Origin of the sequence: Peptoniphilus gorbachii, from assembly GCF_016908115.1 — a bacterium.
In the GTDB taxonomy this organism is placed as follows: domain Bacteria; phylum Bacillota; class Clostridia; order Tissierellales; family Peptoniphilaceae; genus Peptoniphilus_A; species Peptoniphilus_A gorbachii.
On record NZ_JAFBDH010000003.1, the window covers coordinates 200007 to 222194 of the forward strand.

Annotated in this window: 27 protein-coding genes, 1 tRNA gene and 1 other annotated feature; of the genes, 25 read left to right on the forward strand and 3 right to left on the reverse strand. The window is 32.2% G+C overall.

Annotation, left to right across the window (positions count from 1 at the left end):
- Positions 1–39 precede the first annotated feature (39 nt).
- The 5 genes from infC to JOD41_RS04435 all read left to right on the forward strand — a co-directional run bounded on the left by infC (position 40) and on the right by JOD41_RS04435 (position 3240).
- On the forward strand, positions 40–627 hold the full coding sequence (gene infC / locus JOD41_RS04415) for a translation initiation factor IF-3 (RefSeq protein WP_239541005.1): 588 nt from the start codon (positions 40–42) through the stop codon (positions 625–627).
- An 11-nt stretch (positions 628–638) separates the two neighbouring features.
- Positions 639–830, forward strand: a complete 192-nt coding sequence (gene rpmI, locus JOD41_RS04420; RefSeq protein WP_019107680.1) for a 50S ribosomal protein L35 — start codon at positions 639–641, stop codon at positions 828–830.
- A 12-nt stretch (positions 831–842) separates the two neighbouring features.
- Complete coding sequence (gene rplT, locus JOD41_RS04425; RefSeq protein WP_205051748.1) at positions 843–1193, forward strand: 50S ribosomal protein L20; 351 nt, start codon at positions 843–845, stop codon at positions 1191–1193.
- A 65-nt stretch (positions 1194–1258) separates the two neighbouring features.
- The gene (locus tag JOD41_RS04430) at positions 1259–2587 is read left to right on the forward strand and encodes a TrkH family potassium uptake protein (protein WP_205051749.1); all 1329 of its coding nucleotides are present in this window, start codon (positions 1259–1261) and stop codon (positions 2585–2587) included.
- A 2-nt stretch (positions 2588–2589) separates the two neighbouring features.
- Positions 2590–3240 carry a potassium channel family protein gene (locus JOD41_RS04435; RefSeq protein ID WP_205051750.1) on the forward strand — a complete coding sequence of 217 codons (651 nt, stop codon included), beginning with the start codon at positions 2590–2592 and terminating at the stop codon, positions 3238–3240.
- Between the two features lie 33 nt (positions 3241–3273).
- Here the strand turns inward: JOD41_RS04435 and JOD41_RS04440 are convergent, their stop codons facing one another.
- Complete coding sequence (locus tag JOD41_RS04440; protein ID WP_205051751.1) at positions 3274–3456, reverse strand: hypothetical protein; 183 nt, start codon at positions 3454–3456, stop codon at positions 3274–3276.
- Between the two features lie 123 nt (positions 3457–3579).
- On the opposite strand from JOD41_RS04440, the gene JOD41_RS04445 reads away from it, so the two are divergent.
- Genes JOD41_RS04445 through JOD41_RS04460 form a run of 4 tightly spaced genes read left to right on the forward strand, consistent with a single transcriptional unit; the run spans position 3580 to position 6717 of the window.
- On the forward strand, positions 3580–4689 hold the full coding sequence (locus JOD41_RS04445; protein ID WP_205051752.1) for a DUF3048 domain-containing protein: 1110 nt from the start codon (positions 3580–3582) through the stop codon (positions 4687–4689).
- A gap of 46 nt (positions 4690–4735) precedes the next feature.
- Positions 4736–5236: a DUF4342 domain-containing protein gene (locus JOD41_RS04450; RefSeq protein ID WP_205051753.1), complete on the forward strand. Its 501-nt coding sequence runs from the start codon at positions 4736–4738 to the stop codon at positions 5234–5236.
- Positions 5237–5287: 51 nt separating this feature from the next.
- Positions 5288–6034, forward strand: coding sequence for a TrmH family RNA methyltransferase (locus JOD41_RS04455; RefSeq protein WP_205051754.1), 747 nt, complete (start codon positions 5288–5290; stop codon positions 6032–6034).
- Positions 6031–6717 carry a DUF6873 family GME fold protein gene (locus JOD41_RS04460; protein ID WP_205051755.1) on the forward strand — a complete coding sequence of 229 codons (687 nt, stop codon included), beginning with the start codon at positions 6031–6033 and terminating at the stop codon, positions 6715–6717. Before JOD41_RS04455 ends, JOD41_RS04460 begins: the two co-directional genes overlap by 4 nt.
- A 263-nt stretch (positions 6718–6980) precedes the next feature.
- Here JOD41_RS04460 and JOD41_RS04465 read toward each other — a convergent pair whose 3' ends face one another.
- A complete protein-coding gene (locus JOD41_RS04465) occupies positions 6981–7331 on the reverse strand; it encodes a hypothetical protein (protein WP_205051756.1) in 351 nt (116 codons plus the stop codon).
- Between the two features lie 550 nt (positions 7332–7881).
- Positions 7882–8060 (forward strand) — a binding site (T-box leader).
- Between the two features lie 45 nt (positions 8061–8105).
- Between JOD41_RS04465 and thrS the strand changes: the two genes are divergently transcribed.
- The 16 genes from thrS (at position 8106) to JOD41_RS04545 (ending at position 21363) form a co-directional block, all read left to right on the forward strand.
- Positions 8106–10016: a threonine--tRNA ligase gene (thrS, locus tag JOD41_RS04470; RefSeq protein ID WP_205051757.1), complete on the forward strand. Its 1911-nt coding sequence runs from the start codon at positions 8106–8108 to the stop codon at positions 10014–10016.
- A 212-nt stretch (positions 10017–10228) separates the two neighbouring features.
- Positions 10229–10534 (forward strand): 50S ribosomal protein L21, encoded by a 306-nt coding sequence (gene rplU, locus JOD41_RS04475; protein WP_156702513.1) that lies wholly within the window; start codon positions 10229–10231, stop codon positions 10532–10534.
- Entirely contained in the window at positions 10534–10863 is a 330-nt protein-coding gene (locus tag JOD41_RS04480; protein ID WP_156702515.1) for a ribosomal-processing cysteine protease Prp, read from the forward strand. The genes rplU and JOD41_RS04480 overlap by 1 nt, the downstream gene beginning before the upstream one ends.
- Before the next feature lies 1 nt (position 10864).
- Entirely contained in the window at positions 10865–11164 is a 300-nt protein-coding gene (rpmA, locus tag JOD41_RS04485) for a 50S ribosomal protein L27 (protein WP_156702517.1), read from the forward strand.
- Between the two features lie 156 nt (positions 11165–11320).
- Positions 11321–12589: a GTPase ObgE gene (obgE, locus tag JOD41_RS04490; RefSeq protein WP_205051758.1), complete on the forward strand. Its 1269-nt coding sequence runs from the start codon at positions 11321–11323 to the stop codon at positions 12587–12589.
- Between the two features lie 19 nt (positions 12590–12608).
- Positions 12609–12896, forward strand: coding sequence for a ribosome assembly RNA-binding protein YhbY (gene yhbY / locus JOD41_RS04495; protein WP_205051759.1), 288 nt, complete (start codon positions 12609–12611; stop codon positions 12894–12896).
- Positions 12896–13504 (forward strand): nicotinate-nucleotide adenylyltransferase, encoded by a 609-nt coding sequence (nadD, locus tag JOD41_RS04500; protein ID WP_205051760.1) that lies wholly within the window; start codon positions 12896–12898, stop codon positions 13502–13504. The genes yhbY and nadD overlap by 1 nt, the downstream gene beginning before the upstream one ends.
- A complete protein-coding gene (gene yqeK, locus JOD41_RS04505; protein ID WP_205051761.1) occupies positions 13494–14066 on the forward strand; it encodes a bis(5'-nucleosyl)-tetraphosphatase (symmetrical) YqeK in 573 nt (190 codons plus the stop codon). The genes nadD and yqeK overlap by 11 nt, the downstream gene beginning before the upstream one ends.
- The gene (locus JOD41_RS04510) at positions 14063–14941 is read left to right on the forward strand and encodes an LCP family protein (protein ID WP_205051762.1); all 879 of its coding nucleotides are present in this window, start codon (positions 14063–14065) and stop codon (positions 14939–14941) included. Before yqeK ends, JOD41_RS04510 begins: the two co-directional genes overlap by 4 nt.
- 8 nt (positions 14942–14949) lie before the next feature.
- Complete coding sequence (gene rsfS / locus JOD41_RS04515; RefSeq protein ID WP_156702532.1) at positions 14950–15312, forward strand: ribosome silencing factor; 363 nt, start codon at positions 14950–14952, stop codon at positions 15310–15312.
- A complete protein-coding gene (locus JOD41_RS04520) occupies positions 15312–15689 on the forward strand; it encodes a RidA family protein (RefSeq protein WP_205051763.1) in 378 nt (125 codons plus the stop codon). Before rsfS ends, JOD41_RS04520 begins: the two co-directional genes overlap by 1 nt.
- A 36-nt stretch (positions 15690–15725) precedes the next feature.
- On the forward strand, positions 15726–16046 hold the full coding sequence (locus JOD41_RS04525) for a rhodanese-like domain-containing protein (RefSeq protein WP_239541006.1): 321 nt from the start codon (positions 15726–15728) through the stop codon (positions 16044–16046).
- A 142-nt stretch (positions 16047–16188) separates the two neighbouring features.
- Positions 16189–17841: a DEAD/DEAH box helicase gene (locus tag JOD41_RS04530; RefSeq protein ID WP_205051764.1), complete on the forward strand. Its 1653-nt coding sequence runs from the start codon at positions 16189–16191 to the stop codon at positions 17839–17841.
- Positions 17842–17947: 106 nt separating this feature from the next.
- Positions 17948–20605 carry a DNA polymerase I gene (gene polA / locus JOD41_RS04535; RefSeq protein ID WP_205051765.1) on the forward strand — a complete coding sequence of 886 codons (2658 nt, stop codon included), beginning with the start codon at positions 17948–17950 and terminating at the stop codon, positions 20603–20605.
- Positions 20592–21194, forward strand: a complete 603-nt coding sequence (gene coaE / locus JOD41_RS04540) for a dephospho-CoA kinase (protein WP_205051766.1) — start codon at positions 20592–20594, stop codon at positions 21192–21194. The genes polA and coaE overlap by 14 nt, the downstream gene beginning before the upstream one ends.
- A gap of 93 nt (positions 21195–21287) precedes the next feature.
- Positions 21288–21363: transfer RNA gene (locus JOD41_RS04545), tRNA-Trp, on the forward strand.
- Positions 21364–21464: 101 nt separating this feature from the next.
- On the opposite strand, the gene JOD41_RS09185 is transcribed toward JOD41_RS04545, so the two are convergent.
- Entirely contained in the window at positions 21465–22169 is a 705-nt protein-coding gene (locus JOD41_RS09185; RefSeq protein WP_239541008.1) for a stalk domain-containing protein, read from the reverse strand.
- Between the last annotated feature and the right edge of the window lie 19 nt (positions 22170–22188).

Consider the following 22188-nt stretch of genomic DNA (forward strand, 5'->3'; position numbering starts at 1 on the left):
CTCACCTGATGACGAGGTCATTTAGGTTGTTTTAAAATTATGATGAATTTGCGGGCATCTTTTGGTGCCTGCTTTTTTAATTTACGGAGGTGCTTAGAAATTAAAGAACTTCAAATTAATGAAGAAATAAGGGAAAAAGAAGTCAGATTAGTAGATGATGAAGGCAACCAATTAGGACTTGTTCCTAGGATGCAAGCCATTGACTTGGCAATATCTAAAAAACTGGACTTAGTAAATGTTGCGCCAAATGCAAAACCACCAGTTTGTCGTATAATGGACTATGGTAAATACAGATACGAACAAGAGAAAAAAGAAAAAGAAGCTAGAAAAAAACAAAAGGTAATCAATATTAAGGAACTTAGATTTACTCCAAATATTGAAGATCATGACTTGAACACTAAAGCCAATAGAGCTATTGATTTCTTAAAAAATGGTGATAGAATTAAGGTTTCAGTTAGATTTAGAGGTAGAGAAATGGGTCACACTGATCTTGGACGAGAAGTTCTCGATAAGTTTTATGATTTAGTTTCTGAGTATGGAGTTGTGGACAAAAAACCTAAAATGGAAGGAAGAAGTCTTGTGATGTTCCTTTCAGAGAGAAAAGACAAAGATAAGTCTGATAATTAAGGAGGATTTTTATGGCAAAAATGAAAACTCACAGAGCTTCCGCAAAGAGGTTTAAGAGAACTGGTTCCGGAAAGCTTAGAAGATTTTATGCTTATAAAGGACATTTAACTGGTAAGAAAACTGCTAAAAGACTAAGAAAACTTAGAAAGGGCAGTTTAGTTTCTAAAGGTGATCAAAAGAGAATTGATCACATGATCCCTTAATAGGAGGTAAAGATGGCTAGAGTAAAAAGAGGCGTTAACGCTAAAAAAAGACATAATAATATCCTAAAGCAAGCTAAGGGATATTTTGGTGCTAAATCAAAATTATTTAGAACTGCAAACCAAGCTGTTATGAAATCTCTAAACTATTCATATATTGGTAGAAAACAAAGAAAAAGAGATTTTAGAAAACTTTGGATTACAAGAATTAATGCTGCTGCAAGAATTAATGGCATGAGCTATTCTAAATTTATTAGTGGTCTTAAGAAAGCTAATGTTAATATTAACAGAAAGATGCTTTCTGAAATGGCTATTAACGACCCAGCAGGTTTTGCTAAATTAGTTGAAATCGCAAAAGGAAATTAATTTAATGCTCCCTTTAGGGAGCTTTTTTTGTATAATGGATATATAAAAATATTTACGAGGGTATTATGATTAGAAAATTAAAAAAGAATCCACCTCTTATAGTATGCCTATCTTTTTTTGCCCTGATATTGTTCGGTGCAATTTTACTTGACCTTCCAATAGCAAGTGCAAATGGTGAGAGAATTGGATTTTTAAATGCATTCTTCACATCGACTTCGGCATCTTGTGTGACGGGACTTATTGTTGCCAATACGGCAACTCAGTGGACTGTCTTTGGAAAAGTTGTAATAATTATTTTAATACAAATTGGCGGGCTTGGCACAATGGTGTTCTTATCACTTATTGCCATGGTTTTAAATAAAAGAATTGGAATTACTGAGAGAAGAATTATAAAGGAACAGACAAATGCCGATACCAGCAAGGGGATAATTAGACTTGTAATTTATATTATTAAATTTTCTTTAGCAGTTGAACTTGTAGGTGCAATTTTACTTGCAACAAAATTTATTCCAGATTTTGGACTTGAAAGGGGAATTTTATTTTCTATATTTCATTCAATTTCTGCCTTTTGTAATGCAGGCTTTGACATCATAGGAAATTCTCTAACGGATTATGTGTCTGACTTTACTGTCAACATGACAATTTCACTTTTAATAATTTTTGGCGGTTTAGGTTTCACAGTTTTTATTGACATCTACAGAAAGAGAAGATTTAAGAATTTAAGTCTTCACTCAAAGGTTGTTATTTCCTTTACGGCAATGCTACTTTTAGTGGGCACTCTTGCTTTTTTCTTAATTGAATACAAGAGTCCAGCTATGGCAGGTTTGTCTCTATATGGAAAAGTTTTATCTTCCTTCTTTATGTCTGTAACAGCAAGAACTGCAGGCTTTAATACAATCGACATAGGAAAGATGCAAGAGGGTTCTGTGATTGTAACTATAATGTTAATGTTTATTGGGGCATCTCCTGCATCAACTGGTGGAGGAATTAAAACTACAACATTTGGAGTTTTATTGTCCTCAACAATTTCAGTTTTAAGAGGAAATAAGGAGATAGAAATATTTCACAAGTCAATTTCTTATGAAACACTTATAAAATCTCTTTGTATTTTTACCTTGGGATCTTTCTTAGTAATATTTTCATCTCTTTGGATTACACTTATTGAGCAAGGTAAATTTTTATACTTGGATATTTTATATGAAATTGTTTCAGCCTTTGGAACAGTTGGAGTAAGTAGAGGAATTACTGCTAATTTAAGTTCTCTTTCTAAGATTATTTTAATCGTATTAATGTATCTTGGAAGAGTTGGAGCAGCGACTTTAGGGGTAAGTATTTTAGATACACATAGAAAGAAACATACTAGATATTCAGAAGGAAAAATTATAGTGGGGTAAATATGAAGACATTTATTGTATTTGGCTGTGGTAGATTTGGATCTACTGTTGCCACAAGATTATATGATTTAAAAAATGATGTTGTAATTGTAGATTGTGACGAAGAAAAAATTGATGCCATTTCAGAAAATGTTACTGAAGCAATTATTTGTGACCTTGAAGATGAAAAGTCAATGACTGAACTTGCACTAAAAAATTTTGACGTTGCAGTAATTGCAATTGGAGAAAATCTTGAAGCTGCCGTCATGGCAGTCCTTGCATCAAAAGAAGCGGGAATCGAAAAAGTTATTGCCAAGGCACCTAATTATAAGTTTGGAAAAATTTTGCTAAAATGTGGGGCAGATAAAATTATTTTCCCTGAAAGAGACATGGGATTTAGACTTGCAAATAATTTATCCAATGATTATTTACTAGATGCCAATGAAATTTCTAAGGGTTATACTATTTATGATTTTACTGCCATTCCTAAGATGAATGGAAAAGAATTAAAGGATTTAAAACTTAGAGAAGAATATAATTTCAATGTTTTAATGGTTAAGAGAGCTGGGGAAAATTTTGTAAACCCTCTTGCTTCTTTTAAGATAAAAGAAGAGGACATCTTAACAGTTTTAGGTTCCGATAAGGATATTAAAAGATTTACAGAAGCAAATTAATAAGGGCAGTTGCCCTTATTTTTTTTGCAAAATTTATAAAAATTTTTTTAAGTATATTTCATATAAAAGCATTAGCCAAGCTATAAGGTTAAAGATATAAGACAGCCTGCCTCTTAGTTTTTCATCCTTAACTATTTTTGTGTATTTAGTTAAAAAGTATCCAAACAAAGCAGTAAAATAGACAATTATTTTTATAGCTACAATATGTTTATTCATCAAACCATCACCTTTTTTATTTTATCACGAGAAAAATATTTTAAATAATACTTTGTTTACATATTGACCTTTATAATCTACAATTAAGTTAATACATAAAAGAAATCAGAAAGAGGAGAGACAATGAAAAAATTAAAAAAACTTTTACTTATGACTTTAGTGGCGACTTCACTTATTGCCTGCAACAAAGACACAAAGACAGCAAATGCACCAAAGGAAGAAGTAAAAAAAGAACCGGAAAAAATAGTTTATTACACACCACTTACTCATGAGGAAAGAGAAAATGAAGATCAAGCTAAGAAAAAAATCTTTGCAGTAATGCTTGACAACCATGATGATGCAAGACCTCAAGCACAAATTTCTAAGGCTGACATAATTTATGAGTACAGAGTTGAAGGCGAGTTCACAAGATACATGGCGCTTTTCCAAAGCAATTTTCCAGAAAATGTGGGACCAGTTCGTTCTGCAAGGCCTTACTTTGTGCAAACTGCCAAGGAATACAATGCAATTTATGCTCACTGGGGCGGATCTGAAGCAGGACTTGCTGAAGTTAGAAATAGAAATGTTGTTGACCTTGATGGCATTGCCCTTGAAGGAATAGTCTTCCACAGAAATAAAAATGTTGGCAAGCGTGCACCTCACAATGGATATATTTCCCTTCCTGAACTTGAAAATTATTTAGTTGAGAAAAAGGGTGTCGATGTAAATGACAACACAGTTTCACTAAATTTTTATGACAAGATAGCAGAAATAGAAGGAATAGATGTAAAAGAAATAACTTTAAATTTCAACAAAAATTATAAGACAAAATTTATCTATGATGAAGCAAGTGGAAAATATAAGTACATCCGCCAAGATAAACCTGTAATTGACGAAGCAACAGGCGAAGAGTTTAACACAGATAATTTAGTAGTTCTCTTCCAAAAGGGAGTTGTAGCAGGGCCTAAGGGCACATTAAAGATGGCAAATATAGGCAGCGGCTCAGGACTTCTTCTTCAAAAGGGAAAGCTTGCTCCAATAACTTGGGAAAAGGCAAATGAAGATGCAAGGACTATCTTAAAGTATCCTGACGGAACAGAAGTTAAATTTTATCCAGGCAGAACTTTCTTCTCTATAGTTGATGAAGAAAAGGATGCAGTTTACCAAGTTCCACAAGCTGAAGGCCAAGAAGGACAAGATTCTTCTTCAACAAACTCTAATGCAAAAGTAGAAAACCAAGCTGCAAAAAAATAATTTTTAAAATATTTTTATTGGGTAAGTATAATAACGAGGTGATATTATGATTAATATGACAAAAATTGATTACGTTATAAATGCTACTGGAGCATCCTATGATATTGTCAGAAAGGCTCTTTTAGATAGTGACGGCGATGTTGATGAAGCTATAAAATTCATAAGTGAAGGAAAATATGACGAGAGCGCTGAAGCTTCAAAAGTTTTCGAAAATGAAGAAGAAAAAGAATCCTACGAAAATCGTGAAAATAAAACTGGCAGAGAATATGTTGACGAAGTTATAAATTATCTTGATGAAATTGTTGATGCAATAAAAGAAATTTGGAGAAAGGGCAATGCAAGGAGACTTGTAGTGGAAAAAGATAATGAAACAGTTCTATCTCTTTCCCTAACCACATCTGCAATAGGAATGATTTTGGCACTTCCTGCATCACTTATAGGACTTTCTGCAGCTTATGTCTATGACTACTCCTTTAAAATAATTATGGAAAATGGAGAAGTAATTGATGTCAAAGAGTATTTAAAAGACAAAAGTAATTTTAAATAAGATAAAAGTGAAGAGCCCTTCGGGGCTTTTTTCTTTAAGGCGAGGAGCAAAATGATAATTACAAGTAAAAATAATATTACATATAAATTTTTAAAATCTTTAAAAGAGAAAAAATATAGACAAGAGCATGGGCTTTTTATGGTGGAAAAACCCCTTGTAATTGAAGAGACAAGGGACTTTAGACCAAAATATATTGCTATAAGTGAGTCTTCCTTTAAGGAAAATAAATTTCCTGACATAAGGAAAAGAGTTAAGGAAGAAGATTTATTTATTTTTTCAGACAATATTTTCAAAAATCTTTGCGACGCAGTGACTTCACCTGGCATAATCGCCTACTACAGTGAAGTTCACAGAGAATTTCATGAAGAGTCTGGAAAATTTTTGTACCTAGATGACATTAGAGAGCCGGGAAATCTTGGGGGAATGATAAGATCTGCTGATGCTTTTGGTCTTGACGGTCTAATTATTTCGCCAAACTCCTGCGATTTATACAATCCTAAGACAGTTAGGTCTTCCATGTCATCAATTTTTAGGGTCCCAATTTATTTTATGAGTCGAGAGGATTTGGTGAATTTAGACTTTAATATTATTGCAACTTCACTGGATAACTCAAGATCCACTAGGGACTATAAATTTAAGGACAAGGACATTGTTGTAATTGGCAACGAAGCTAAGGGGGTTTCCGACTTTTTAATGTCTCATGCCAAGAATTTTTTAAATATTCCAATTTCTCAAAATGTGGATTCCCTTAATGCCAATGTTGCAGCATCAATTATAATTTACGAGATGATGAAATGACTTATATATTAGTGGCAGAAAATTTACCAGAAGAGTTTTGCGAAAAATTAAAAGCCTATGGAGAAGTAGTGAGGACTCGTGCCAATAAAAATATTTTAAAGGGTCTTGACACTCACACAGATATATTAGTCCATCCACTTCCCAGTGGAGAGCTTGTAGTCGATAGGGATAATTTTGAATACTACAAAAATCTTTTTCCAGACAAAAAGATTCTTCCCTCTCACTCGATTTTGTCAAAAGAGTATCCAAAAGATGTGCCCCTAAATGCCTTCACTTTTAAAAATTATTTCATTCACAACTTAAAATACACCGATAAAGTTCTCTTAGATTACTACAAAAATTCTGGCTACCATATGATAGACATTAAGCAGGGCTACACCAAGTGCTCCTCACTTGTGACAGATGATTTTGTCATAACAAGCGACGGAGGAATTTATGAAAGCCTAAAGGATTTTATTCCAATTTATAAAATAAAGCATGGAGAGATAAGACTTCAGAATTTTAATTATGGTTTTATTGGCGGGGCAAGTGGAGTCTATGGGAAAAAAATATTCTTCACAGGAGATTTATCACACCACTCATCTTATGAAGAAATTTTAAAAATTATTAAGAAATATGATTATGAAATTGAAATTTTGTCCAAATACCCAATAGAAGATTTTGGTTCTATTTATTTTATTTAAGACCTTTGTAAAAGTGACAAATATAAAAGATGGTATGTAGAAGGGTTAATTCCCTTCTTTAATACCATCTTTTATTTCTAATATAATTATTAGGATATTTATAAACATATACTATCTATTTATTTTTTTGTTAAGAATTTTTTTATATAAAAACTTATTGAAATCGATATAATCAAACATTAACTTAGAAAGCAAATCTTTAAATACATCATCTTCTTCAAGGTAAGATTCCTCAGAGACACCAGAAACATAAGTCATCTCTATTAGAAGTTTACCACTATTTGTATACATATATTTAGTCTTTTCTTCAAGTATAAAAAAAGAAAATTACCATATTCTGCTTCACGAGGATCCACATACTCTATACTTTTTTCATTTTCTATAATTTTAAAGAGATGAAAGGACATGTCTTTTATCTCAACATTTAACTTAACATTTCCTACATAATATTTTGCATTTTCACTAAGCATATTCCTCTTATAGGAAGGTAATTCTGAGAAATCAATTTCAACAAGGTCAAATTTATTTTTGAGATAACTTATAAGCTCTTTTGAATTTTTCTCGCCAATAGGAATTAGGTGTTTGAACATTTTAATTTGAGTTTTGTAGTTCATTTTACTTTTACATCTCCTCAAATGATTATTATATAAAATAATTTAAACTCCTATTTAGGAGTTTTTTTATTGCCCCTTAATAAGTAAAGAGACAAGACCAAACCAAGGACAAAAAATATAATTGAAGTGAAGGAGTAGTCCACAAGATTGAAAAAATATAATATAAAGAAGTTATTGTAGAGGATTGGAATAAGTAAAAAATAGAAAAAATAAAAACTTCTATTTTTATAAATTAAGGGCAAAGAAATTAAAAGGGGCAATACGAAGGAGCTGAGCCCATAAAAATTTATAAAGGCAAAAAATCCATAAAAACTTTCTTCAAGGACAGGAAGAATTGGCATTGATGCTATTATTATGATAAAAATTATAAAATATTTTAACTTGTTTTTCATGCTTGCCTCCAATTAATTTTTCTTCATAAATTATATCAAAGATAAAAAAATTTGTTTTAAAAATTTTTCACAGGGTAATAAATATTAGCAAGTTGAGAGATAAATTCTCTCGACTCTTGAATTTTTAAAAACTTTGTGTTAATATAAGAGCAATTTTAAAAATGGCTTTGATAAGAAGAGTAAATTATATAAAATTCTTAGAGAGGAAATGGCAGCTGAAAATTTCCAATTTTATATTTTTGAAAACTAACTTGGAGCCCCATAGCAAACTATGGCGTATGGATGCGTTAAATCCCTTGAGTTTAATTAAGGTGGAACCACGGTCATCGTCCTTTGGGATGGTGGCTTTTTTTATTTTATTTTTTAATTTTAGGAGGATATAATGATTATTAAATTACCAGACGGTTCAAAAAAAGAATATGAAAGCGGAGTAAAGGTATCTAAAGTTACTGGAGACATATCTCAAGGCCTTTTAAGAGATTCTCTTGGAGCTGTAGTAAATGGAGAAATTTTAGGACTTGATGATGAAGTTTATGAAGATAGCGATTTTAAAGTTGTAAAATTTGAAGACATGGAAGGAAAGAAAATTTTATGGCACACTGCATCTCATTTAATGGCTTATGCAATTAAGGAACTTTATCCAGAAACAAAATTTGCAATAGGACCTTCAACTGATACAGGATTTTATTATGATCTTGACCTTGAACACAGATTTGTAGATGAAGATTTAAAGGCAATTGAAGATAAAATGAAGGAACTTGCTAAAAAAGATCTTTCAGTAGAAAAAATTGAAGTTTCAAGAGAAGAAGCTCTTGAATATTTCAAGGAGCAAAATCAAGATTATAAGGTTGAATTAATTGAAGACCTTCCAGAAGATGAAAAGATCACAATGTATAAAATTGGCGACTTCACTGACCTTTGCAAGGGACCTCATCTTCTATCAACTAAAAAAATTAAGGCAATAAAACTTCTTTCAATAGCTGGTGCTTATTGGAGAGGCGATTCTAATAACAAAATGCTTCAAAGAATTTATGGTATTGCTTTTGAAAAACAAAAACAATTAGATGAATACATTGAAAGACGTGAAGAAGCTGAAAAGAGAGACCACAGAAAATTAGGTAAAGAACTTGACCTATTTAGCATGCACGAAGAAGGACCTGGCTTCCCATTCTTCCATCCAAATGGAATGATTTTGAGAAACACTCTACTTAACTGGTGGAGAGGAGTTCTTGAAGAAAATGGTTATGGAGAAATTTTAACTCCAATTATCTTAAACGAAGACCTATGGCACAGATCAGGACACTGGGATCACTATAAAGACAATATGTATTTCACAAAAATTGACGATGGAGATTATGCAGTTAAGCCAATGAACTGCCCAGGCTCAATTTTAGTTTACAATTCAAACAATCATTCTTATAGAGACCTTCCAATTAGACTTGCAGAATATGGTGTTGTTCACAGACACGAACTTTCTGGAGCTCTACACGGACTATTTAGAGTAAGAACATTTACTCAAGATGATGCCCATGTTTATTGCTTATTCTCACAAGTAAAAGACGAAGTATTTAAGATGATTGATTTAGCTGATTATCTATATTCTACTTTTGGTTTTAAATATTCAATTGAACTTTCTACAAGACCAGATGACTACATGGGAGACCTTGAAGCATGGAATCTTGCAGAAAAGAGCCTAAAAGAAGCCCTAGAAGAAAAGAATTTACCATACACAATTAATGAAGGCGACGGAGCTTTCTATGGTCCTAAGATTGACTTCCACCTTGAAGATGCCATTGGAAGAACTTGGCAATGTGGTACAATTCAACTTGACTTCCAACTTCCAGAAAACTTTGATTTAACTTATGTTGATGAAGATGGAGAAAGAAAGAGACCAGTAATGCTTCACAGAGCCCTACTTGGTTCAGTTGAAAGATTTATGGGTATCCTAATCGAACACTTTGCAGGTAAATTCCCACTATGGTTATCTCCAGTTCAAGTTGAAGTTATTCCTGTATCTGACAAATTTAAAGATTATGCAGAAAAAATTGCAGACAAACTTCACGCTGAAGGACTTAGAGTTCATCTTGATGGTCGTGCAGAAAAAGTTGGCTACAAAATTAGAGAAGCACAAGTTAAGAAGATTAACTACATGCTAGTAATTGGAGAAAAAGAAGAAACATCAGGAAAACTTTCTGTTAGAAAGAGAAATGGTGAAGAAGTAGCTGATGTTGATGTAGATGAATTTATCGCACAACTTAAAGAAGAAATCAAAAATAAGACAATAACTGACTAGTTTTAAAATTTTCAGTTGAAAATCTTATTAAATAAAGATAAAATCTAAGCAGGTGAAAGCCTGCTTATTTTTTATGAGTATTTGTCTAAAAATAGCAAATAATTTCTTTACAAAGAAAAAGCTATGTGATAAAATACATTGATGTAACCGCACAGAGTAGGTTTTAAACATAGTGCCTATAATGGCGAGTCTTGTAATGAGGAGGTGCTACAATGTACGCAATTATTGAAACAGGCGGAAAACAATATATTGTTGAAGCTGGTGACAAAATTAAAGTTGAAAAATTAGATGTTAAAGAAGGCGACAAGGTAACTTTTGATAAAGTTCTTTTTGTATCTGGTGACGATGCTAAGGTTGGTGCTCCATTTGTTGATGGTGCAAAAGTTGAAGCTAAGGTATTAGCACAAGGTAAAGCAAAAAAAGTTGTTGTTTATAAATACAAATCTAAGAAAAACGAAAGAAAGAAAAACGGACACCGTCAACCATACACTTTAGTTGAGATTTCAGGTATTAACTAATGACTAGTATTGACCTTTATAAAAAAGGTGATTATTACTATGGATTTAAGTCTTGTGGTCATGCAGAGGGCGAATTTGATAAAATTGTCTGCTCAAGCATTTCTACTCTCACACAAACTTTTTATTTTACACTGATAAATAAACTTGGAGTAAGTGAAAGTGAAATTAAAGACAAGCAGGGCGACGGATTGTTGAAAATAGAAATTTTAAATAGTGATATTTTTAAAAGAAAAGATATTCAAACTTGTTTTGAATTTATGATAATGGGGATAGAGCTTATTAATGAAGCTTACCCAAAATATTTGACACTAAAGATTGTGGAGGTGTAAAATGATTAAATTTGATTTATTGCTTTTTTCTTCAAAAAAGGGAGCAGGTTCTTCTAAGAACGGTCGTGATTCAAACTCAAAAAGACTTGGAGTTAAAAGAGGCGACGGTCAATTTGTTTTAGCAGGAAACATTCTTGTTAGACAAAGAGGAACAAAAATCCATCCAGGCGAAAATGTTATGAAGGGTTCAGATGACACTTTATTTGCTACAGCTGATGGAATTGTGAGATTCACAACTAAGGGCAAAGGCGGAAAGAAATTCGCCAATGTTTTCGAAGAAGAAAAAGTTGAATTAGCATAAAGATAAAGCAAGGGAAACCTTGCTTTTATTTTTTGTTTTATTTCTTTGTAAAATCTAAAATTTCACCAAGATTTTACATATTTGACATAAGGTTCAAGTTTTCACTACAATTCTGTGTTAGTTCTATGATATAATTTTAGAAAATGCGAGGTAAAAATGTTTATAGATATAGCAAAAATAAAATTAAAAGCCGGAAAAGGTGGAGATGGCGCTGTCGCTTGGAGACGAGAAAAGTTTGAACCAGCTGGTGGACCTGCTGGAGGCGACGGTGGAAGAGGCGGAAGCGTAATTGTAATGACGGACTCTGGACTTCACACCTTGATGGATTTTAGATATAAAAGAGAATACAAAGCCGAAAATGGACAAAACGGCATGAACAAATTAAAATTTGGAAAAGATGGCGAGGATATAATCCTAAAAGTTCCCGTTGGGACTTTAATTAGAGATGCAAAGACTGAGGGCGTAATCTATGATTTAAAGGAAAACAATATGTCTGTCACTGTATGTAAGGGCGGCAAGGGTGGTCTTGGTAACGCAAGATTTAAAACTTCAACTAGACAAGCACCTGCCTTTGCACAAGCAGGAAATCCTGGCGAAGAAAGAGAAGTAATCTTAGAATTAAAACTTCTTGCTGATGTTGGACTTGTAGGATTTCCAAATGTTGGCAAGTCAACCCTTCTTTCCATAGTAACATCTGCCAATCCAAAGATTGCAAATTATCACTTCACTACACTTTCTCCAAACCTTGGAGTTGTAAAAGTAGATGAAGGCGAATCCTTTGTAATTGCAGATATACCAGGTTTAATAGAAGGTGCATCTGAAGGAATTGGTCTTGGCGACGAATTTTTAAAACATGTAGAGAGAACAGGAATTTTAATTCATGTTCTTGATATTTCTGGTTCTGAAGATAGAGATCCAGTTGAAGATTTTTATAAAATCAATGAAGAACTTGTAAGATACAATGAAAAATTAGGCGAAAAGAAGCAAATTATCTTTGCAAACAAAATGGATATGCCAGGCGCTGAAGAAAATCTAAAAAAATTAGAAGAAGAACTTGGCGATAAATATGAAATTATTGCAGGTTCTTGTGCAACTACAAAAAATTTGGACAAATTAATGAAGCTAACATATAATAAGCTAAAAGAAGTAGATTACAGTGACTACAAGACCTATGATGAAGAGCATGTTGAAGAAGTTACAAGAGAAGAAGGCATAAAAGTATTTAAAGATAATGACGAATACTTTGTTGAAGGGCCATATATCGACAAACTTCTACGCTCCACTAATTTTGACGATTATGATTCACTTAAATATTTCCAAGAAAACCTTAGAAAAAATAAGGTTGTTGAAAAACTGGAAAAACTTGGGGCAGAAGATGGATGCTCTGTATTTATCGGTGGCTACGAATTTGAATTTTTTGAATAAAAAATAGATAGGAGAAAGAATGTTAACAGGAAAAGAAAGATCATATTTAAAGAGTCTTGCTCATAATATGGATCCACTTATCCAACTTGGAAAAGATGGAATCAATGATGGCTTTTTAAAGCAAATAGATAAACTTTTAGAAGATCATGAAATTGTAAAAATTAAAGTTTTGCAAAATGCACCAGTAGAAGTTGACGAAATTGTAGATGAAATTTTAAGTGCAACTGGCGCAGAATTTGTGCAAAAAATTGGCAAAAAACTTACAATTTATAGAGAATCTAAGGAAAATAAAAAAATAGAATTGTAATGAAAAAATATGGAATTTTTGGGGGGACCTTTAATCCAATTCACTATGGTCATCTCATGATTTGTGAATATTTAAAGGAAGAATTAGGTCTCGATAAAATTATTTTTATACCAACGGGCAATCCTCCTCACAAGGATTTAGATGTATCAGCAAGGGCTAGGTATGAGATGGTAAAGCTTGCAATTTCATCAAACCCTACTTTTGAAATTACAGATATAGAGACAAATAGAATAAAATTATCCTACACAGTTGATACAGTAAGAGACCTTAAAAAAATTTATAAAGATGAAAAATTATTTTTCTTAATAGGTCTAGACACCCTTTTTCAACTTAAAACTTGGAAAAAAATAGAAGAACTTTCAGGCGAAATTGAATTTGTAGTGGCACTGAGACCAAAATATATTGATATCGAAGAAATAAATAGAGAGTTAAAATTTTTGCGTGAAAATTATGGCACTAAAGTTGAAATTATCCACACTCCCCTCTATGAAATTTCTTCAACAGAACTTAGAGATAGAATTAAAGAAGAAAAATCTGTTAGATATTTAATTCCTGAAGAAGTTGTGAATTATATTAAGGAAAGCGGGTTTTACAAAGATGACCTATGATTTAAAAAAGTATGAGAAAGAAATTCGCGAGAGAATTGGCGAAAAGAGATTTCTTCACACCATAAGGGTAAAAGATACAGCCATAAAGTTGGCAAAGATTCACGATGTTGATGAGGAAAAGGCAGAAGTTGCTGGCTTCTTACACGACTGTGCAAAAATAAGAGATAAAGAAGAGCTCATTAAAACAGCTAAGGAAAATAAACTCCTCCTAACAAAGGACATGCTGAAAGCTCCGCAAATTATACACTCTTACCTTGGAGCTCTCTTTGCAAGAGAATTTTATGGAATAGATGATGAGGATATTTTAAATGCCATTACTTATCACACAACTGGCAGAGCCAATATGTCTGATCTTGAAAAAATAATTTTCTTGGCAGACTATATTGAACCTATGAGAAATTTTGACGGCGTAGAAAAGGCAAGGGAACTTGCAAATAAAGACTTAGACGCTGCCATGTATTTCGCACTAAATAACACTCTAAAATTTTTAGTTGAGCGTGACTCTTATATTGTCCTAGAGACAATTATTGCTAGAAATTTTTATAAGGAGATGGATACTTGAAAACTTTTTTTAAAGCTTTTATCACAACAATTGTAGTGGTTTTATTATTGGCACTAGCTGCTGTAGCAGGATACTTTTATTTCTTAGGAAATGAAGATGAGGGTAAGACTGATGAGGCTGGAGAAAATCTTCAATTTTTAATGCTTGGAGTTGACTCTCTAGATTCAAAAAAAGCAGATAATGCAAGGTCAGATACAATTATGATAGTAAATGTAGATGGCAAGAGCAAGAAGGTAAATATAATTTCAATTCCAAGAGATACTTACACAAAAATCAAGGGTTATAAGAAGACAAAAATCAATCACTCCTTTAAATATGGAGGAAGCGAACTTACTCTTGACACAGTAAATAATCTTCTTGGCACAGATATAAAATATTATGTTACAGTAGATTATAGATTTGTAGAAGATGTAGTAAATAAAATTGGCGGAGTAACAGTTGATGTTCCACTTGATATGAAATATGAAGATCCAACAGCAGATCCACCTCTAAAAATTGATATAAAAGAGGGCAGACAAACTTTAAAGGGATATGATGCAATTGGATTTTTGAGATTTAGAAAGGGCTATAAAGACGCAGACCTTGGAAGAGTAAAAGCACAGCAACAATTTATGTCGGCACTTTTATCCAAGATGAAGGAGCCAAAGACCCTTATAAAAGCTCCCCTTCTTCTAGGTTCTTATATAAATTACTCAGAAAATAATATTCCAGTAAAAAAATTAGTTAAAGTTGCAGCAAATATGCGAGGAATAAATACAGAAGACATTACAACAAATACACTTCCAGGCAGCCCAAAATATATGGGTGGAGTTTCTTATTTCGTGCCAAATGAGAAAAAAATAAAAGTAATGCTTTTAGAATATAATTTTAAATAGGAGGCAACATGACAGTAGAAGAAAAGTTAGATATTATTTTAAAATCTTGTGAATCAAAAAAAGGAATCGATACAAAAGTCTTAGATATAGGAGGCATGACTTCTATAGCAGATTATTTTGTAATCGTAAGTGGTAACTCATCAGCACAAGTAGATGCCCTTGCTAGAGAAATAGACGAAAAATTATCAGATGAAGGTGAAGAGCCAATTAACACTGAAGGCAAAAATTCTAGCAGATGGATAATTTTAGATTTTGGTGATATAATAGTACATGTATTCCACAAGGATGAGAGAGAATATTATAACCTCGAAAGATTGTGGGAAGATAACGAAAACAATAAAAATAATGAAAAAATTGAGGAGGAAGATTAATGGTTAAAACACTACACACTGATAAAGCACCTGCAGCAGTAGGTCCTTATTCACAAGCTACAGAAGTTAATGGATTTATTTTCACATCAGGACAACTTCCATTAGTTCCAGAAACAGGAGAACTTATTTCTGACGATATTAAAAAGGCAACTGCAAGAAGTCTTGACAACATTAAGGCAATTTTAGAAGAAGCAGGTTCAAGCATGGATAAAGTTGTTAAAGTAAATATTTTCTTAGATGATGTAAATGATTTTGCAGCAGTAAATGAAGTTTACGCAGAATATTTTAGTGAACATAAACCAGCAAGATCTTGCGTTGAAGTAGCTAATCTTCCAAAGAATGGACTTCTTGAAATCGAAGCTATTGCAGTAAAATAAATTTTTAAATAAAAGGACCCTAAGGGGTCTTTTTTAATGAAATATTTTAAAACTAAGTGGGGAAAAATGAGAGAAATAAATGTAAATGAAATTGATAAAATAAAAGATCCTTACATTATAGATGTAAGAGAAGAAAGTGAATTATTAGAAGCAGGAACAATAAATGGTGCAGTCCACATTCCCATGATGACAGTGCCTAATAATTTAAATAAAATTCCAAAAGATAGAGAAGTTTATATATTATGTAGAAGTGGTAGAAGATCTTATGAAGTTGCAGCTTATCTTAGTGAACTAGGCTATGATGTAATAAATCTTGAGGGTGGAATTTTAGAATATAAGGGAAAGCTTTATAAATAATTTAAAAATTTTAGATAATATTATTTGTTTTTAAAAAATCAAGCTTTTTTTAAACTTTTGTGTTATAATGTCTAAAGAAAGAACTTGAGGACCGAGTGAATCTCGGTCTATTTTTTTGTTCAAAAAAGATTAGGAGAATATATTGAGATTTAACGAATTAAATTTATCTAGGGAAGTTTTACAGTCAATTGAAGAAATGGGTTTTGAAAATCCATCGGAAGTACAAGAAAATACTATTCCAAAAATTTTAGAGGGTCATGACCTTCTTGCACAAGCACAAACTGGTACGGGAAAAACTGCTTCCTTTGGGATTCCAATGATTGAGAAAATTGAAGATAATAATTATGAAAGTTTGCAAGCTCTTGTTCTTGTTCCAACGAGAGAGTTGGCAAGACAAGTTTCTGAAGAACTTAAAAAACTTTCAAAACATAAAAAATTTATAAAAGTTGTTGCCATTTACGGTGGTGCAGACATGAGAAAACAACTTAGAGAATTAAAAAATGGTGCCAGCATTGTCGTGGGAACACCAGGCAGGATAATGGACCACATGAAGAGAAAAACTATTAAGATTGATGATTTAAAATTCTTGACACTAGATGAAGCTGACGAGATGTTTGACATGGGTTTTAGAGATGACATGAAAACTATTATCGAAAAGACAAATAGTGACAGACAAACTTTATTTTTCTCAGCAACTTTTGACAACAACATTAAGGAATTTTCAAAGAGATATCAAGATAATCCAAAGAAAGTTATCATTGAAAAGAAAGAACTTACTGCAGAAAAAATTAAGCAATACTATTTGGAATTAAATAGAAATATGAAAACTGAAATTTTAAATAGACTTTTATTAATCAAGAAGCCAAAAAAATCTATTATTTTCTGCAACACTAAGAGAATGGTTGAGAGCTTGGAAGTTGAAATTGCACAAAAGGGCTACAAGGTTGATTCACTTCACGGCGACATGCGTCAGTCTTCAAGAGACAATGTCATGAAAAAGTTTAGAAATAACACCATAGACATTTTAATTGCAACAGATGTTGCTGCTCGTGGTCTTGATGTTTCTGACATCGACATTGTTTTTAATTACGATTTGCCACAACAAGCTGAGTATTATGTCCACAGAATTGGTCGTACTGCAAGAGCTGGAAAAAAGGGAGTTTCCTTTACTTTTGTAACTAATAAAGATTATCCAAAGTTTAGAGAAATCGAAAAATATGCGAATATTAAAATGGAAAGATTAGATCTTCCAACTAAATACGATGTTGAAAAAGAAAGTATGGAAAATTTATTTAATAAGGTTAGTGCTAGTATTTTAAAGGCTGAGGATAACACCGACTACACTGAAGTTTTAAATAAGCTTTTGTCACAGGGCTACAGTCTTTATGACATTTCTGCATCACTTTTAAGGATGGTAAATGAGTCTTCAAAAAATAGAAAAATCACTGAGCTTGATAAAGTTGACTTTGGCAAAAAGTTTGAAATGAATGTATCTAATAGGAAAGATTCCAAAAAAGGAAATGCTAATGGCAAAAAAAATAAAGAAATCAAAAAAATCAAGGGACCAAAGATTTTCATCAACAAGGGAAAAAGAGATGATCTTGACTCCCGTGAAATAATTAGACTTGTAGATAAGTACACAAATGTATCTCCAAAGGAAATTGGAAAAATTAACATTATGCCAAGCTTTACTTTTGTAGAAATTCCAAAAAATATGATTAAAGAAGCTATAAGAGATCTTGATGGCAAAAAAATAAAAGGAAAATCTTTAAAGGCAGAGTATTCAGAAAAATAAAATTTAATATTTTTAAATCCCCAAAATGAATTTACTTTCACTTGGGGATTTTTATTTGCAAAATTTTTCTTTTAAACTCTGTTATAATGTAGTAAGGAGGTTTTTTATGGAAAATAAATTTTTAATTATAGATGGAAGTTCACTTTTTTTCAGAGCTTTTTACGCTCTCCCTCTTTTGAAAACCAAGAGAGGTCTTTACACAAATGCGATTTACGGCTTTGTCATGATGGTGGAAAATGCCATAGAGAAAATAAACCCAACCCATGTGGCAGTTTGCTTTGACATGAAGGGCAAAACTTTTAGGTCCGACATTTATAAGGACTACAAGGGCACAAGGCAAAAAACTCCCAATGAACTTGAACAACAATGGCCTCTTGTCCGCGACATTTTAAACTTGATGAATATAAAAATTTTGGAATCACCAGTTTATGAAGCAGACGACATTGCTGGCACGCTTTCAAAACTTGCAAGCGAAAAAAATTTTGAAAATTACCTCTTAACCGGCGACAAGGATTATTTTCAACTTGTAAATGAAAATACTAAAGTCCTTTTAACTCGCAAGGGCATAACTGAAATGGATATAATAACAGTTGATAGCCTTAAAAAAGATTATGGAATAGAACCCCTAGAGTTTATTGATTTAAAGGCACTTATGGGGGACCAATCTGATAACATACCAGGAATTTATGGCATTGGGGAAAAAACTGGACTTAAATTAATTAAAGAATATAAAAACATTGAAAATCTTTACGATAATATTGAAAGTGTTACAGCAAAAAAGTTAAAGGAAAAATTAATTGATGGCAAAATGTCTGCCTTTATGAGTAAAAAATTGGGGACAATTGTAAAGGATGTGCCAATAGAAGAATCTTTAGATGACTTCAAAAAAGCTTCTTACGATTATGAAAGCCTTTCAAAAATGTATAGGGAATTTGAATTTAATTCCATGCTTTCAAGGCTTCCAAAGGAATATCAAAAGGAAGAAGTGGAAGAAATTTCTGAAGATAATTTTAAATTTAAGGAAATAAAAAAGCTAGATGATTTTAAAGAAAATGCGAAAAAAGAAAAGTCTTTTGCCTTTAAATTTATTTCTGACGGCAAAATTTATGAAGGCGTGAAGCCAATTTATCTTGGTCTAAAAGTTCCTGGTGAAGATGTGAATTTCATTTCATGGGAAAATATTGATTCTTATATGTTAAAGGAAATTATGGAAGATGAAAATATAGAAAAACTTGGCTACGACCTAAAGGAAGACATAATAATCTTAATGGATCTTGGCATTGACATAAAAAATTATTCCCACGATGTAGTTATTGCTGAATATATTTTAAATTCCACAAAAAGCGACTACGATATAAATAAAATTTCCATGGACTACTTTAAAAATGGCTATATGGATGAGGAAGATCTCTGCGGCAAGGGCGCAAAGAAAAAAACTTATGAAGAACTTAATAAAGAAGACCTATTTAAGTATTTTGCCTTTATGCTAAATACAATTTACAAATTGGAAGAGGTTCAAAGTGAAAAAATTGAAAAGGAAGAGATGATTTCTCTTTATAAGGACATGGAGCTACCACTAGTCGAAGTCCTTGCCTCTATGGAATATGTGGGCATAAACACTGATGAGGCTGTTTTAGATGAAATTGACGAAAAAATTACTTTAAAACTAAAGGATTTGGAAGAAGAAATTTACAGAGAAGCTGATGAGGAATTTAACATCAATTCGCCAAAACAATTAGGCGTGATTTTATTTGAAAAAATGGATTTCCCAGTTATTAAAAAGACAAAAACTGGCTACTCAACTTCTGCTGATGTCCTAGAAAAACTTCGCGGCAAGGGCGAAATTATTGACAATATTTTAGATTACAGAAAATTTTCTAAATTAAAATCAACTTACATTGACGGGCTAAAAGCTGTTATAAATAAAAAAACTAAGCGTATTCACTCAAGATTTATGCAAACAGTGACTGCCACAGGAAGAATTTCCTCTAATGATCCAAACCTTCAAAATATACCAATAAAAACTGAAGAGGGAAGGTTAATTAGAAAGGCATTTTTGGCATCAAAAAATTCACTTTTAGTGGATGCCGACTATTCACAAATTGAACTTAGAGTTTTGGCTGCTCTTTCAGAGGATAAAGAAATGCTTGATGCCTTTAAAAATGGCTTAGATATTCACAGAAAAACTGCCTCAGAAGTTTTTCACGTGCCTTATGATGATGTTACAAGCCTTCAAAGGTCTGAGGCTAAGGCTGTAAATTTTGGAATTGTCTATGGAATTTCTGATTACGGACTTTCACAAAATTTAAATATACCAAGAAAGGCTGCCAAGGAATACATCGACAATTATTTAGGTCATTTTATTGGCATAAAAAATTATATGTCTGAAGAAATTGAAGATGGTAAGAAAAAAGGCTATGTTGAGACAATTTTTAAGAGAAGAAGATATATCCCTGAACTTAGTGCAAAGAACTTCAACATAAGAAGTTTTGGCGAGAGAATTGCCCTAAATACACCTATCCAAGGTTCAGCAGCAGATATTATAAAAATTGCCATGGTAAAAGTTTATAGTGAACTTAAAAAAAGAAAGTTAAAATCAAAACTTATAATTCAAATTCACGACGAACTTGTAGTTGACGCTGCAGAGGACGAAGTTGAAGAAGTTAAAAAAATTATGAAAGACTTAATGGAAAATTCTGTTGACTTAAATGTAAAACTTTCTGTTGATATGAATACTGGAGAAAATCTCTATGAATCAAAATAAAGTAATCGGGCTCACAGGCTCCATTGCAACGGGAAAATCTCAGGTCTCAAATTATTTAAAAAATAAGGACATAAAAGTTATTGATGCAGATTTAATTGCAAGAGATGTGGCAAATTATAAAACTGTAAAAAATAAAATCAAAAGAGAATTTGGCGAGGATCTTTATAAAAATGACAAGCTTGACAGAAAAAAACTGGCAGAAATTATTTTTGCGAGAAAAATCCATCGCCAAAAACTAAATTCAATTATGCATCCTGAAATTTATAAAAAAATAAAAAAAGAAAGTGAAAGTGCAGATGGTCTTGTCTTTATAGATATTCCTCTTCTCTTTGAAAATGAGGATTTAAATAAAAAATATGGTCTTGATTTTGACGAGATTTGGCTTGTCTATGTAGATAGAGAAACACAGATAAAAAGGCTAATGAATAGAGACGGCATTTCAAGAGAATATGCAGAAGAAAAAATAAATTCTCAAATTTCTGTCGAAGAAAAGAGAAAAAAAGCAGATGTCATAATCGACAACTCTGGGACTTTAGAAGAAACTTTCGCCCAAGTAGAAGAAAATTTAAAAAATAAAGAGATGTGTTAGCTTATCTAGCACATTTTTTTGTGTGAAAAAATTTACAAAATATAAAAAGAACTTTACAATTTATTAATTCTTTGTTAAGATATAACTTGTCCTAGGGGTATAGTTCAGTTGGTAGAACATTGGTCTCCAAAACCAAGTGTCGTGGGTTCGAGTCCTGCTACCCCTGCCAATTACTGATTGCATTTGCAGTCAGTTTTTTTTATGCCATAAAAAAACCTTGATTACTTATTACAGCAATCAAGGATTTTTTTGAATCTAGAATATTAAATTTTAATTTTTTGCTCTTCTATAGCCAGCAGCTTGCGCTTCTTGTTCTGTATCAAAGAAAACCACATTTTTTTGAGAGACCTTGTTGTAATCTCTGCCTCCAGGGACGTGATAAATTTTGCTTTTTCTATTGCCTTTTATTTTGCCTTGGCTCGTATCTGGTGTGTAATTTTGGTAATTATTAGTTCCATGTGGGTTTGTAACAAAGGTGTTTACGGTATTAACTTCTTTAACTTCGTCTTGCTTATCTGTAGCAACTGGTGCAGGTGCTTGTTGAGCTTCGTAACCACTTCCAATGGCAACTGTTCTAGCTACATTGTCCCAATTAACTTCTTGATTAAAGGCTTCTGCAATAACTCTAATAGGAACAAAAGTACGATCATTTATAATTTTTGGTGCAACATCTAGGTCTTGTTTGATTTCATCTTTTGTATAAAAATTTTGACCAATTACAAATATAAAATGATCATCACCTTGCGAAACTGTGATTTGCTTTAAGTCATTATCCCAATCAACTTCAAGACCTAAGTTCTCAGATATAACTCTAATAGGAACTAAAGTCCTCCCGTTTTCAATTACCGGAGCGACATCAGTAGTTACATAACTGCCATTAATCCAAAGTTTTACTTCGCTACTTGCAAATAAATTAAAGGGAATAAATGCAAATAACAAAAATGCGACTAAGAATAATTTCTTTGTTTTTTTCATATTATCTTCCTCCTTATTA